Source organism: Pseudomonadota bacterium (genome assembly GCA_036339585.1).
Lineage (GTDB): Bacteria > Pseudomonadota > Alphaproteobacteria > UBA8366 > UBA8366 > UBA8366.
This window is the reverse complement of the sequence record JAYZAS010000002.1, coordinates 67694-80817: the sequence shown is the minus strand read 5'-3', so window position 1 is coordinate 80817 and position 13124 is coordinate 67694. Positions and strand designations below refer to the sequence as shown.

Genomic DNA, 13124 nt, shown 5'->3' with positions numbered 1-13124 from the left:
TTTGTGACATTTAACGATTTATAAATACGCACGCATACATATCAAGCTCGGGATTTTGCAGTGAGCACTATTCCCGTGACGGCTAAATCCTCGTCTGACACGTTACGTAAGCTTCGGGCAAGCCTGGGGCGGACCTGTTGCACAGCAGTCAAAGCTTTATTGCGACTTCTGATTGGAATGTCATCCCAGCAAACAGGCTTGAATTCGCTTTTTATTCCTGCGAGGCGCGTGATCCAAATTTCGCCGTCTAGGTTACTTTTTTCGAGCCATTCTCTGTAGCGATGAATGAGTATACGATTTGGGCGGCCCGACTCACTTGTCATACGGCGATAAATTATTTCATTTATTGTCAGAAAAGTTAGGGGGTGGTGGTTTGGAAACATCCCATGATCTCTCAAATCGATTCGGTGGATGAGGCTACCGCCTGGTTTAAGTGACTCTGCCATATCACGGAGGGCCCCTATAGGATCAAATAAATGTTCTAATACTGCTCTTGAGAGTATTACATCATAGTATTCTTTACGTGAGGTGAAAAATTCCTCAGCGGCCACTCCTGGATGATACCCTAGTCCGTGGAGCGTAATCTCGCCAGGATCGCCGAGGAAAGGGTTTTCTATACCTTCCTCTGAGCATAATGCACTGTATATTTTCCATTGCGCATCGTGATCCCTCCTTGAATAAAAACGATCGATAGCGTCGACTTCTTGCGCACCATGGGTGAGCAGCAATAGGGCCACCCCGAAGTTGTCTCCAGGGCCTATCTCTGCGATACGCCCTTTAAATTTTTTGACACGACCATACGCTAGGTAGTCGTTATAAACCTTTCTGATGTAGGAAGTAGACTCCCTAGTCGAAAGTTGATTGTGGCGGGCCCCGCTCTCGGCTTCAATATTGCCACGAGCAATTTGTCTCCCCGTGCGCCAGTCATCGAAAAGATAATACAGGCAGCTAATACCAATACTCTTCTTTGCAAGTTCCCTAACGCTCATAGCGTTCATCTCACATTCCCTAATAACAACCAGCGAGACGGGCACGTTGCTTGATAAGCGCTAGTACAGTATCGATGGTTGGTGTTGGTTTTTTAGTTAGGATACCCAGTTCTTGCACGGCACCGATTAGTGCATCTATTTCCATTGGCCTTCCACGCTCTAGATCTTGGAGCATAGAAGTTTTGTGGGCACCTACGGCTTTGGCCCCTGCAATCCGTTTTTCGATATCAACGGACAGGTTTACACCAAGTGCAGTAGCGATCTCTGCCGCCTCTAGCATCATTTTGCGGACTACTGATATTGCTCCGTCATCATTGCAGATCTCCACAAGTGTTGCCCCAGTGAGGGCGCTTATTGGATTAAAACTTAGATTACCCCAGAGTTTTATCCAAATCTCATCACGTATGCGCGTTCTAACGGGTGCTTTGAAACCGCTCTTAATGAGTGCTCGGGATATACATTTTACGCGCTCTGATCGGCTGCCATCGGGCTCTCCTAGAGTAAAGCGATCTCCCTCTATATGTTGGATGACACCCGGTTTATAAATCTCAGCAGCAGGATAGACAACACAACCGATTACTCTTTCAGGCCTAATGCCATTCCATTGTTTGTTTCCAGGGTCCACAGCAGAAAGTTGTTTATTCGAATGTATGCCTTCGGTTTGATAGAAGTACCACCAAGGCAAACCATTAACTGCGGTGACCACGGTGGTGTTTGGGCCCAAAAGAGGTTGCATGTGTTCAACTACCCCAGGTACTGAATGTGCTTTTAATGTGATGAATACAAAGTCCTGTGATCCGAGTACTGAGGGATTGTCAGTGGCTACGGGATGGGTGACTCTCTCGGATCCAGCTCGGATAAGTTTTAGGCCGTTCTCTTGGATAGCGGACAAATGAGGACCGCGTGCAATCAAGGATACCTCGTGTTCGCTAGCGGCAAGCTCAGCCCCTATGAATCCACCAATGGCACCAGCTCCAAAAATGCAGATTTTCATTTATTCAGTCCAAGTTTCTCTGCAAGACCAATGCGTTGCATCTTACCAGTAGCGCCTTTCGGAATTTCATCAACAAAAATGATTTGCCGAGGAACTTTGAAGTCAGCTAGCTTCGCCGCAGCAAAGTCCTTAATTTCACGTTCGCTTGCACTTCCTCCTTCGACTAATACTATTGCAGCCGCGACGTCCTCCCCGAGTTTTGAGTGAGGCATGGCAAATGTGACTACTTGTGCTACCGCCGAGTGGGCTTGAATTACGTTATCGACTTCTAAAGGAGCTATTTTTTCACCTCCACGGTTTATTATTTCCTTCAACCGTCCCGTGATCTTGAGAAACCCATCCGGATCCAGCAGCCCTTGGTCTCCGGTGCAAAACCACCCTTCTCTAAAATTATCCTTATTTGCAGTTGGGTTACTCTCATAGCCACTAGTTACATTTGGACCGCGAATTACTATTTCTCCTGTGTCGCCTCTCGGCAGTATTTGGCCATCCTCTCCCATTATCTCAACTTGTGGTCCAGCGGCAACGCCAACGCAACCTGGTTTGCGCTGCCCCGGCGGCAACTGATTACTTGTCATTTGATGAGCCGCCTCTGTCATCCCGTAAGATTCGATCACGGGTGCACCAAAAGTTTTTTCTAATTCCAGCATAATTGGAGGAGGTAACGATGAAGATGAAGAGCGAATGAAGCGTAGCGATAACTTGGCTATAATTTCTGCATTGCGCACTGCTCTAGATAGAATTGCTTGATGCATCGTTGGCACTGCCGTGTACCAGTTAGGGGCAGACGCATCGAACCAGCTGAATACTTTCAAAGCATTAAAAGAGGGACAGCAAAACACAGAGCCTCCGGCTGCTACTGAGGATAACACAGCTGCGATTAATCCGTGGATGTGGAATAACGGCATTATATTCATACATCTATCGGAGTTCGAGAGTGACAAGGCGGCTCCGATGTGTCTTGCTGAGGCAGTAATATTGGCGTGTGACAGCGGTACTATTTTTGGCCGCGAGGTGGTACCAGAGGTATGTAACACTAAGGCGATATCCTCAGGCTCGGCCATACCTTCATGGACGGAATCATCAGTTTGCCCGTTAATTAATGTGAAGGACCCTGCAGGATCGGTTTCGGACCAAGCAATCTCGATTACGGTTATATTGCGCGATTTGGCGACCTCTATAGCAGGGGAACTGCTATTTTTTTCAACTAACAGTGCTTTGGCGCCAAGATCAGAGAGATAAAAATCGTATTCATCGGCTCTGTAAGAGGGATTTAGCGGGGCGGTAGTAGCGCACGCACCAACTGCTAGAAAAGCCGATGCCATTTCTGGGCCATTTGGTAGGACAATCGCCACCCTATCATTTCTTCCTATGCCACGCGAGTTGAGTGCGTTTGCTGTATTTTTAATATGGTCGCGGAGCTCTTGAAAAGTTAAGCCTGTGCGACCGGGTGCACCAATGGCTACTTCGTTGCAAAGGCCTTTTTCGAGGCATGATACGATTGTATTGGTCATAAATTACGTTCCTGAGCAAAGAAAACATAAAACTAACTTTCGAACGTTTTTCTTGCTCTACTGTTTTAATAATGATGCAACAAATAAGTTGCTTAATTCTTACAAATATTTGTCGCTTACGAGGCCTTGGGATTCAATAAAAAGATTTGGGGCTATTCAGTCATCTTGTTAATTTGACGTTGCATTTCATCAAGTCTTTTACGCAGTTCATAAACTTCTTCATTTTCTGAATTTTTTCCTCGGTTTTTATACTCTTCTGACGCGGTTTTCTTATCAGTAGTTGAAAACATTTTCAGCGTTTGCTGAAGCATGGCGAGATTTTGTTTGCCTATTTCATCGAGTGAACCAAATGGAAATATTTTCCCCATGGTTTCTTGAAAATAGGATTGCAGCTGATCTTGGTTTTCGGCAAAGGTCTTCATGGAATGCTCGAGGTATTGAGGAATCATCATTCCCTTCATGTTATCTCCGTAAAAGCCGATGATCTGGCGTAGAAATCCAATGGGAAGCAAGTGTTCTCCCTTTGCCTCCTCTTCAACAATTATTTGTGTCAGAACGGACCGCGTTATATCTTCACCTGTCTTAGCATCATGAACTGTGAAGTCGATTCCGTCTTTCACCATTTGGCATAGGTGATCTAGTGTCACGTAGCTACTAGTAGAAGTATTGTATAGCCTGCGGTTTGCATACTTTTTAATGATAATAGTCTCATCTCTATCTTTTTTTGCCGACATGGCTCCACGTCCCGATAATTTCGGTTCCCCTTTGAACAAATATAATTTTGTTAACCTATACTGAGCCGCATACTTCTGAAAGCCCTAAGTGGTGGGATGTTTGCCGTTAGATTTCTCGGCTAGCTCTAAATCGATCGAGCGGATATAATGTTCAGATGTCAGACGGCGATGATTTAGCGAAACGTTATCTTGATTTGTGGCGGGAGCACATTTCAGCGATAGCAACTGATCCGCAAACTGTAGATACAATAAGTCGGGCATTTGCTGCGTTCGAGGAAAAAACACCTGAGATGAATTTGGCTGCAATGTTCCCGTGGCTCTTCGTTTCCCCGGCTTCAGATTCCTCACCAGAGGCGAAAACCGAAGGAGTTCCCGATTTTGATGCAATACTCCGCGCATTTGCCGGCCAATCCCCCCATGCAAACCCCGCGCCTCGGACCAAGGCCACTTCCTCTTCATCTGATGATGGCTCTAAATCTTTACACGAGCTCGAATGCCGCGTTACCGCTCTTGAGGAACGGATTGCTAAATTGGAGTCCAACTCTAGCAAGAGCCGGAGCACAGATTCTCGAAGCACTTCGAAGTCAGAGGCCTGACAATTTTGCGGCTCGGGTTGAAAGGCTAAGTCGGGACAGGTTGTCGGCCTTTATGAAGGGCGTTCAGGTTTACCGTGATCACTCTTATCGGCGAAAGTTAGAGGATCCGCCGGTAGTTTGGACTGAGGGGTCTACGCGGCTTCTGGACTATGGTGATGAACGGAGAACTAAGCCTGTCATCATAATTCCATCACTAATTAATCGACACTATATTTTAGATTTAAGTGAGGAGCGTAGTTTTGTTCGTTGGTTAGCAGGAGAGGGATTTCATCCTTTCGTGGTAGACTGGGGCACGCCAAGCCAAATCGAACGGTCATTTGCAGTTGGTGATTATGTGAAGCGCTTGGATCATGTCCTAGACTGGGTCGGAAATGCAACGGATTATCCATCTGTTTCAGTGATAGGTTATTGTATGGGTGGGATGCTCGCGATGGGAATGTCACTCCGCAACGTAGCGAAAATAAACAACCTTGTTTTATTGGCCACACCCTGGAATTTCCACAACAAAGGGGTTCCCTATGCCAATGCCCTAGCAACCCTTTATTCAGTTTTAGAACCTTCGATCAAATTAGTCGAAGAACTGCCGTCTGATGTTCTTCAAATTTGTTTCAGTGCACTTGATCCCCTTTTAATTGAGCGAAAGTTCGTTTCGTTCTCTGAAAAAGATCCTGAAACACCGGACGCTCATGCATTTGTTGCTATCGAAGATTGGGTAAATGATGGAGTGCCATTGGTCGCATCGGTGGCGCGGGAATGTTTTTGTGATTGGTATGGAAGCAATAGCCCGGCGAAAGGCGAATGGAAAGTTGATGGTCACGTTGTAAAGCCCGCTTTTTTTGACAAACCCGTTCTTGTAGTTGTGCCAGAGAATGATCGCATTGTGCCGCGAGGTTCCGCTATTGCACTAGGGAAAACTCTGCCACAGGTAACGTTTCTCGAACCCGCTGCTGGGCACGTAGGGATGGTCGTTGGCCGATCTGCTAAGAAGACATTATGGACGCCAGTGGCCAAATGGCTTTCCACACCCTGATTGGTTTTAGCCCCGTACTGCGGACTTTGGTATCATAAGATGAATACCCTTGTGTATGTTCACGGTTTGGCTAACACGCATGTCCGCGGCGAGACTACATAATGTGTAAGCTTCTTTCCTCGACAAGTTTGAATTGTCACAAATAAATTGAATCATTTCGCGCAAAGCTTGCTTGGCCGCATTATCCAAAGAGGGATCAATGCCGATAGAAATAAAATGTGTTTCAGTTTCTGCCCTCGGCATAGATAAATTTATATTTTTGTGTAGGCAAATTTCAAAGGTTCCTCTAAGACCTGTTTCGATAGCGGTGCCATTTGCCTCACCGTCCCCTTGGCAGCCATGGCCGTCTCCAACAGAAAATAATCCTCCTTCAACGAAAACCGGCAGAAAAAGTTTTGCTCCTTTTGTGAGTGATTTAATGTCGAGGTTTCCTCCGAATGCGCGTGGTATGGTTGATGGTTGACGTCCCCATTCTTGAGGAGGTGCTGTCCCCATGACACCAAAGAACGGATTAAGTTGGAGCTCGGTGCCCCAGGGCAAAGTCGCCGTCATTTTTTCAGTGTCGAGTGGTATCGTAGTCAGTTGGTAACAAGGAAAATCTTCGGGTAACGTGCCTGATAACGGGCGTATCCGATTAAACCCCCAATTAAAGTTCAGTTCGATATCCTTAATTTTCACTTCAAGCATATCGCCCGGTTTTGCATTTTTAATTGATATTGGACCCGTTAAAATATGCCCCCCACCGTCCCTCTGACATTTTGCATGTATGTCACGGTGGACAGGCAAGACTTCGAGGCTTTGATCATCGGGCAAATCACTTGGCCCACCGGAGATTGTTTCGATTATCAGGGTATCCCCAGAGGCAATCTCACCAATTGAGGGCAGCGTTCCATCAAAATAGCCCCAATGAACGGTGCCCGGGGAAGGAAGGAATTTGTGGCATTGCGCCATTCTAATTATCGTCCATTGAAGTTGGGTTTGCGTTTTTCCTTAAATGCACCGAGACCCTCCCGTTTGTCCTCACTTTGGTCAATCTTTTGTGTTTCGCGAAGTGCAATTCCGGCACGCTCCACTGGGCCTTTGGGTAGTATGTCATCGCGGACAAAGCGTTTTAACATGCTCATTACTAATGGCGCACTGTTGCGAAGTTTTACTGCGTATTCCATCGCTGCATCTATGTGCTGTCCATCTGGTACTACCTTATTAACCATTCCAACCTCATAAGCTCGTTGAGCCGAAAATTTTGTGCCTGCAATTAATAATTCCATAGCAACCTTATGAGGTATGCGAGCTGCCATACTTGCAATCATGCCTCCTGAAACACCTAATTGGGTTTCTGGGTAGTGAAAGACTGCATTTTCAGCGGCAACAGCGAGATCAGCAAATTGTACCAATACTATAGCTGCCCCAATACAGTAGCCGGAGACGGCAGCAATCACTGGTTTGTCCAGATCGAGGCCGACCCCAGGAATTGCAGTCCAGGTTGGCGGGTTGCGCGGCGGTCCGTTAACATCAGCGCCGGCAGAGAATGAGCGAGTGCCGGCACCTGTCACTATGGCTACAGCCTCGTCACCCTCTTTGAAGCGATGCATTGCATTACGGAGGCCAGTAATGACCTCGTCATTCAACGCATTCAATTTTTCGGGTCTGTTAATCGTAATTGTGGCGACACGATCAGTTATTTCATAAAGAACGACAGGTTCTGTCACAAATCTCTCCTTTCTGAGCCTTAATTCATAGATTTTAAACCGAGATTAACCACCCCGGCTTCGGAAAAAACTTTAATTTCAGTTTGGCTGTAACCAAGTTCCTCGAGCACAGCACTTGAATGTTCACCGATATTAGGCGCGTGCCCTCGGCTGTCATTTGTCTTCAGAATTGCTGGTCCCGGTGGATTGACGACGGGGATTTTGCCAACCCCGGCCTGTTCAATCCATGTGAAGCTATTTATTAGTTGGCAATGTTCGTCATTTAACACGTCATCATAATTATTTACTTTTGCACACATAAGGCCTGTTTTGTTGAAAGCGTCTACCCAGTACTCACAGGTTTGCCCTATTATAGTTTCCTGCATCATCGAATTAATTTTCTTTGCATTGGCAATACGGTCTTGGTGTGAGGCAAACTGCGGGTGATTTTTGATATCTTCCCGATCCAATAGATCGCAAGTTTGGATAAAATGTTCAGGTTTTGCTCCCGAAATTGTAACGTATCCGTCTTTTGCACGAAATGTACCTACCGGCATACCAAAGGCATGAGGTTGATGTCCGCTAACGTGTTGCCGTATTAACTGAGCAGCTTGTGGTGCTAAAGCTGCTTGCATAAGGCTGATATCAAGGTGTTCGCCTGAAGACCCTACCGATCGTCCAATTAGGGCGGCCATTGTTGCTTGTAGGGCGTAAAGACCGGTTAAGTAATCAACTATCGAGATACCGACCCGTATGGGTTGATTACTTGTGTCTATCGTTACTGACATCAGCCCTGAAAAAGCTTGCAATATTAGATCCATAGCCGCGCGCTGGGCATGCGGCCCAGACTGACCAAAACCTGACACGGAAAGATATATGACCTTCGGGTTTACCTTCTTCACCGTTGGATAATCAAGACCAAGACGCTTGATCACGCCAGGCCTAAAGCTCTCGGTAACTATGTCCGCACCAGCCGCAAGCTTGAGCGCTATCTCATGCCCTTTGGGATGTTTCAAGTTTATTGCCAGAGATCTTTTGCCGCGCGCTGTGACTAAGGATTGGGCTCCGTGGTCTCCTTTTAAACGACCGCCTGTGTTGCGTATCCAGTCGCCATCAACCGCTTCTACTTTTACAACGTCTGCGCCGTACTGTGCCAGCATCATGCTGGCATAGGGTCCAGCAATACCAGCAGCAAAATCACAAACCTTAATTCCGCGTAGAGGTTGGTTGTCGCTCATAAAACTCCCCAATTTTTTGATTATTTCACAACAGTACCCTTGGACGAATAGTATGTTCAGGAATTAAAGATAGAAACAACTTTATGACGTTTTAAAAGAGAAATATTTTTTCTATCGACAATCTAACGGTTACACTTCAGGCTCAGGTCACATGGATAAAAAGGTAAAAGTTTATGGAGATTTAGGTAAAAATTGTTCCTCGTTGCAAGTGTGATTTTTAGGCAAACGATCACAGGCTGAACGTTTAGATAATTTATTCGACCTCCTATCTGTTTTGAAAACAGACATATTTGGAATAAATATTGATTATATGAGCGCTTGTCTGAGCAAACTGAGAAATAGAGGGCGAAAAACATGGCTTATCTTAACTCCCCCTGTAAAGGCATTTGTCATACTCGTAAGTTTGATGGAGTGTGGATGTGTTGCGGATGTCTGCGTTATCCAAAAGAGGTTGAAGAATGGTTCCACATGACAGATGATCAACGGAATCAGGTTCTCAAAGCTCTTCCACATCGCAACCCAAAACAGTGGCGATTAATGAATCCAGACAGAGAATTCCCAGCAGATGATAATGTAAAAGTGTGAAAAAAGAGAACTACATTTGAATGGTTTTTCATATGAGGTTTAAATTGTTTGCAGGATTATCGTGGTTGATTGATATAGGAATGGCCGTAAACGAATTGTGATTATAAGATCTAGGAGTCATTGAAAGGTTGCGCGTAGTCATGGCACAATTGAAAATTATAACAGAGTTTTGGGTAGGGATTAATCATTATGACTGATGTAGTGATAGCTGGGGCTGCCAGAACGCCTGTGGGTGCTTTTTTAGGAAGTTTGAGTAAAACACCCGCCGCACATCTGGGGGCAGTAGCAGTTATAGAGGCGTTGAGTAGAGCGAAAGTTGCACCCAGTGAAGTGGATGAACTTATCATGGGGCAAATTTTAACTGCTGGGCAAGGGCAAAATCCCGCTCGGCAAGCAGCAGTTAAGGCAGAAATCCCTTTTGAAAAAACGGCGCTGCAGATCAATCAGCTTTGTGGTTCTGGGTTGAGAAGTGTTGCAATGGGCATGCAGTCAATAACTTTGGGTGATGCAAAAATTATTGTCGCTGGTGGGCAGGAAAATATGAGTCTTGCACCCCATTGCGCGCAAATGCGCAATGGACAGAAAATGGGAAGCATTGAATTTGTTGATACAATGCTCAAAGATGGCCTCTGGGATCATTTTAATGGTTACCACATGGGAATAACTGCAGAAAACGTTGCTGAGAAATGGCAAATATCCCGTGAACAGCAAGATGAATTTGCTTATAGAAGTCAGCAGAAAACAAAGCTAGCAGTCGACGCCGATCGTTTCAAAGATGAGATTGTGCCAGTGGAGGTCGCGACACGTGATGGGAGCGTTGTTGTTGATAGTGACGAACACCCGAAACCAGATACAACGCTAGAGGATTTGAACGGGCTCCGTCCAGCCTTTGCCAAAGATGGCACCGTCACCGCTGGTAGTGCTTCCGGAATAAATGACGGGGCCGCAGCAACGGTGCTGATGAAATCCAGTGAAGCTGAAACGCGTGGCATAGTCCCACTTGCACGTATTGCATCATGGGCTACCGCAGGTGTTGACCCTGCGATAATGGGGTCAGGTCCTATTCCAGCTAGTCAAAAGGCACTAATAAAAGCAGGTTGGAGTGTTAACGATTTAGATTTAATCGAGGCGAACGAGGCCTTTGCAGCACAAGCATGTGCCGTTAATAAAGAAATGGCCTGGGATCCAGAGAAGGTGAATGTCAATGGTGGCGCGATCGCACTAGGCCATCCTGTTGGTGCTTCGGGAACGAGAGTGCTAACCACGCTAATATTCGAAATGATACGCCGGGAAGCTAAAAAGGGTCTTGCCACTTTGTGTATCGGAGGCGGGATGGGTATAGCCATGTGTGTCGAGCGCGATTGAACGGGGTGCAAACTCGCCGTGGAGGCTGTGGCTGTATGCGGTCTCAAATCAATTTCACAATTAGCGCCGAAAATTTTTATAGTTAGTGTTTAATTTCATTAGCTGAAAGGGTGAAAAATTGGTCAGAACTGTCCTAGTTACCGGAGGCACACGAGGCATAGGTGCCTCTATTGCAATAGCATTTAAGGATGCTGGCTATTCCGTAGCTGCAAATTATGCAAGTAATGATGAGGAAGCTCGAAAGTTTGAGGAAGAAAATGGAATACCAGTGTTCAAATTTGATGCAGGTAATTACCAAGGTTCGTGCGATGCTGTTGAAGAAGTAAAAATTAAGGTGGGCCCAGTTGATGTCTTGGTCAATAACGCTGGAATAACGCGTGATGCCCCTCTTCATAAAATGGAAATGGTTCAGTGGAGCGAGGTCTTGCGGACAAACCTTGATAGTTGCTTTAACCTCAGCAGCGCGGTCATTAACGGCATGCGTGAACGCCATTTTGGTCGGATAATTAATGTTTCGTCGATTAATGGACAGAAGGGGCAATTTGGGCAAACTAATTATGCTGCGGCTAAGGCAGGCATGATAGGGTTTACCAAGGCGCTTGCGTTAGAAAATGCATCAAAGGGTGTTACCGTAAATGCAGTAGCTCCCGGATATATAGGCACTGACATGGTGCGGGCGATTCCTGAAGAGATAATAAATGAGCACATCTTACCCCAGATCCCCGCTGGCCGTCTGGGCGAACCAATTGAAGTCGCTCGCTGTGTGCTTTTCTTGGCTTCAGACGAGGCTGCTTTCATTAATGGTTCTACTCTAACCGTTAATGGTGGTCAGTATTTAACCTGACGCCGCGTTGATTAGCGAAACTCGCCCGCGCACTGGATAGCGTGGGTCGCAATAGCCGTGTGTGGTAGCCTGTCCAGGCGGGCATAATTGGTTGATCAATTCCTCGTCTTGCTCTGTCCATGTGCCATTCATTGCTTCTACATAGCCCTGCCAATGGACCATGGTTCTTGGGCCGCCGAGCACCCCAGAAATAATTTTATTGTTCAGTAACCACTGGATAGCAAATGTTACTGGTTGCATTTTACGTTTTTTACAATGCTGTTTTATTTTTTGGGCAGCATCAAGACTTTCGGTGCGCCACTCAGTCTGCATTAGACGACGGTCTTGTATTCCTGCCCGTGTTTCGGGTCCTGGATCTTTACCGGGCTCATAAATCCCCGCCAAGACGCCCCTAGCCAGAGGTGAATAAGGTACTACGCCAATGTCGTAATGCGCACAAGCTGGCAGAATATCGGTTTCTGGCATCCTATTAAAAGCATTATAATAAGGCTGGGCAACAATCGGCTTAGGCACACCTAGTTGTGCGGCCGTGTGAACGAGCTCGCCTATCTGCCATCCACGATGATTTGAAAAACCCCAGTAGCGAACTTTTCCGGCAGCGATAATTTCCCCAACTGCACGAACAGTCTCTTCAATTGGCGTTTCCCAATCGACGTGGTGGAGATACCATATGTCTAAGAAACTCGTCTGTAATCGTGTGAGGCTGGCGTCAATTGCCTCAAATAACCATTTTCGGGAAAGTGCCTTTTTCCGAGGCGCTGTTCCTGCTGCTGATCCTACTTTGCTCGCAACTATCCATTCGTTGCGATCATGTTTGGTCAATTTCCCAACTATTTCTTCAGAAGCGCCTGCTGCATAGCCATCTGCTGTATCGATGAAATTAACGCCAAAATCGCGCGCTGACCCAACAATATTTTGCGCCTCTTCATCCCGCGTTGTATCGCCGAATGTCATTGTCCCCAGACATAGCCGGGAAACTTTCAGGCCGCTATTGCCGAGTAATACGTATTCCATAGCTATCCTTTGTGCATGTGAACTTCATTCACTAATCTACCGCAGCGCTTGCTCTCGTCAACTGGGAGTGCGATTTTAAGTAGGATAAGGAGTACTGGTGATGACGCGGGAGTATCCCAAACGTCCCTTCGTTGGTGTTGGCGCTGTGGTCTGGCGCAACGGGAAAGTTCTATTGGCCCAGCGAGCAAAATCACCCCGACGTGGGCATTGGAGCATTCCAGGAGGTGCCCAGGAATTGGGTGAAACCTTGCGTGAAGCAGTTTGTCGTGAGGTATGCGAGGAAACAGGCATAGAAATCCGCATTTTAGGTTTAGTCGATGTTGTAGACACCATCAGGCATGATAAAAAGGGCAGGATAAAATATCATTATTCACTAATCGACTTTGCAGCCATTTGGACATCGGGTGATTTACGGGCTGGCGATGATGCCTCTGATTGTCGCTGGTTTGGCCTTGCCGAAGCAATGAAGGTCATTCAATGGGAGAGGACACGCAATATTATTTTGGCCAGCCGGGCTTTTCTAACAGTTTGAT

Annotated in this window: 14 protein-coding genes; 6 read left to right on the top strand and 8 right to left on the bottom strand. The window is 46.4% G+C overall.

The features are described 5' to 3' along the window. Window positions 1-41: 41 nt before the first annotated feature. The 4 genes from VX941_02050 to phaR form a co-directional block, all read right to left on the bottom strand. On the bottom strand, window positions 42-989 hold the full coding sequence (locus tag VX941_02050) for a methyltransferase domain-containing protein (protein MEE2932188.1): 948 nt from the start codon (window positions 987-989) through the stop codon (window positions 42-44). 19 nt (window positions 990-1008) lie between these two features. Continuing rightward, window positions 1009-1983 (bottom strand): 2-dehydropantoate 2-reductase, encoded by a 975-nt coding sequence (locus tag VX941_02045; protein MEE2932187.1) that lies wholly within the window; start codon window positions 1981-1983, stop codon window positions 1009-1011. After that, on the bottom strand, window positions 1980-3497 hold the full coding sequence (locus tag VX941_02040; protein ID MEE2932186.1) for an acyl--CoA ligase: 1518 nt from the start codon (window positions 3495-3497) through the stop codon (window positions 1980-1982). The genes VX941_02045 and VX941_02040 overlap by 4 nt, the downstream gene beginning before the upstream one ends. Before the next feature lie 152 nt (window positions 3498-3649). Further along, entirely contained in the window at window positions 3650-4231 is a 582-nt protein-coding gene (gene phaR / locus VX941_02035; GenBank protein MEE2932185.1) for a polyhydroxyalkanoate synthesis repressor PhaR, read from the bottom strand. 155 nt (window positions 4232-4386) lie between these two features. Here phaR and VX941_02030 point away from each other — a divergent pair, with 155 nt between their 5' ends. After that, the gene (locus VX941_02030; GenBank protein MEE2932184.1) at window positions 4387-4827 is read left to right on the top strand and encodes a hypothetical protein; all 441 of its coding nucleotides are present in this window, start codon (window positions 4387-4389) and stop codon (window positions 4825-4827) included. Further along, window positions 4754-5857: an alpha/beta fold hydrolase gene (locus VX941_02025; protein ID MEE2932183.1), complete on the top strand. Its 1104-nt coding sequence runs from the start codon at window positions 4754-4756 to the stop codon at window positions 5855-5857. The genes VX941_02030 and VX941_02025 overlap by 74 nt, the downstream gene beginning before the upstream one ends. 6 nt (window positions 5858-5863) lie before the next feature. Here VX941_02025 and VX941_02020 read toward each other — a convergent pair whose 3' ends face one another. The 3 genes from VX941_02020 to VX941_02010 are packed head-to-tail and all read right to left on the bottom strand — an operon-like array spanning window position 5864 to window position 8783. Beyond that, on the bottom strand, window positions 5864-6808 hold the full coding sequence (locus tag VX941_02020) for an acetamidase/formamidase family protein (GenBank protein ID MEE2932182.1): 945 nt from the start codon (window positions 6806-6808) through the stop codon (window positions 5864-5866). A gap of 5 nt (window positions 6809-6813) precedes the next feature. Beyond that, window positions 6814-7566: an enoyl-CoA hydratase-related protein gene (locus VX941_02015; protein ID MEE2932181.1), complete on the bottom strand. Its 753-nt coding sequence runs from the start codon at window positions 7564-7566 to the stop codon at window positions 6814-6816. Window positions 7567-7586: 20 nt separating this feature from the next. Beyond that, window positions 7587-8783 (bottom strand): CoA transferase, encoded by a 1197-nt coding sequence (locus VX941_02010; protein ID MEE2932180.1) that lies wholly within the window; start codon window positions 8781-8783, stop codon window positions 7587-7589. A 354-nt stretch (window positions 8784-9137) separates the two neighbouring features. On the opposite strand from VX941_02010, the gene VX941_02005 reads away from it, so the two are divergent. The 3 genes from VX941_02005 (at window position 9138) to phbB (ending at window position 11577) form a co-directional block, all read left to right on the top strand. Continuing rightward, window positions 9138-9368 carry a DUF1289 domain-containing protein gene (locus tag VX941_02005; protein ID MEE2932179.1) on the top strand — a complete coding sequence of 77 codons (231 nt, stop codon included), beginning with the start codon at window positions 9138-9140 and terminating at the stop codon, window positions 9366-9368. A 189-nt stretch (window positions 9369-9557) separates the two neighbouring features. Then, a complete protein-coding gene (locus VX941_02000) occupies window positions 9558-10733 on the top strand; it encodes an acetyl-CoA C-acetyltransferase (protein ID MEE2932178.1) in 1176 nt (391 codons plus the stop codon). Between the two features lie 118 nt (window positions 10734-10851). Then, window positions 10852-11577 carry an acetoacetyl-CoA reductase gene (gene phbB, locus VX941_01995; protein ID MEE2932177.1) on the top strand — a complete coding sequence of 242 codons (726 nt, stop codon included), beginning with the start codon at window positions 10852-10854 and terminating at the stop codon, window positions 11575-11577. On the opposite strand, the gene VX941_01990 is transcribed toward phbB, so the two are convergent. Next, window positions 11569-12591: an aldo/keto reductase gene (locus tag VX941_01990; GenBank protein MEE2932176.1), complete on the bottom strand. Its 1023-nt coding sequence runs from the start codon at window positions 12589-12591 to the stop codon at window positions 11569-11571. The two genes, phbB and VX941_01990, sit on opposite strands and share 9 nt — an antisense overlap. 100 nt (window positions 12592-12691) lie before the next feature. Between VX941_01990 and VX941_01985 the strand changes: the two genes are divergently transcribed. Further along, entirely contained in the window at window positions 12692-13123 is a 432-nt protein-coding gene (locus VX941_01985) for an NUDIX hydrolase (protein ID MEE2932175.1), read from the top strand. Window position 13124 lies beyond the last annotated feature (1 nt).

Excerpts from the sequence above, each read along its gene's own strand:
- VX941_02030 (MEE2932184.1), top strand. The coding sequence starts at position 4,387 with ATGTCAGACGGCGATGATTTAGCGAAACGTTATCTTGATTTGTGGCGG.
- VX941_02005 (MEE2932179.1), top strand. The coding sequence starts at position 9,138 with ATGGCTTATCTTAACTCCCCCTGTAAAGGCATTTGTCATACTCGTAAG.
- VX941_02050 (MEE2932188.1), bottom strand. The coding sequence starts at position 989 with ATGAGCGTTAGGGAACTTGCAAAGAAGAGTATTGGTATTAGCTGCCTG.
- VX941_02000 (MEE2932178.1), top strand. The coding sequence starts at position 9,558 with ATGACTGATGTAGTGATAGCTGGGGCTGCCAGAACGCCTGTGGGTGCT.
- VX941_02010 (MEE2932180.1), bottom strand. The coding sequence starts at position 8,783 with ATGAGCGACAACCAACCTCTACGCGGAATTAAGGTTTGTGATTTTGCT.
- phaR (MEE2932185.1), bottom strand. The coding sequence starts at position 4,231 with ATGTCGGCAAAAAAAGATAGAGATGAGACTATTATCATTAAAAAGTAT.
- VX941_02040 (MEE2932186.1), bottom strand. The coding sequence starts at position 3,497 with ATGACCAATACAATCGTATCATGCCTCGAAAAAGGCCTTTGCAACGAA.
- VX941_02045 (MEE2932187.1), bottom strand. The coding sequence starts at position 1,983 with ATGAAAATCTGCATTTTTGGAGCTGGTGCCATTGGTGGATTCATAGGG.
- VX941_01985 (MEE2932175.1), top strand. The coding sequence starts at position 12,692 with ATGACGCGGGAGTATCCCAAACGTCCCTTCGTTGGTGTTGGCGCTGTG.
- VX941_01990 (MEE2932176.1), bottom strand. The coding sequence starts at position 12,591 with ATGGAATACGTATTACTCGGCAATAGCGGCCTGAAAGTTTCCCGGCTA.
- VX941_02020 (MEE2932182.1), bottom strand. The coding sequence starts at position 6,808 with ATGGCGCAATGCCACAAATTCCTTCCTTCCCCGGGCACCGTTCATTGG.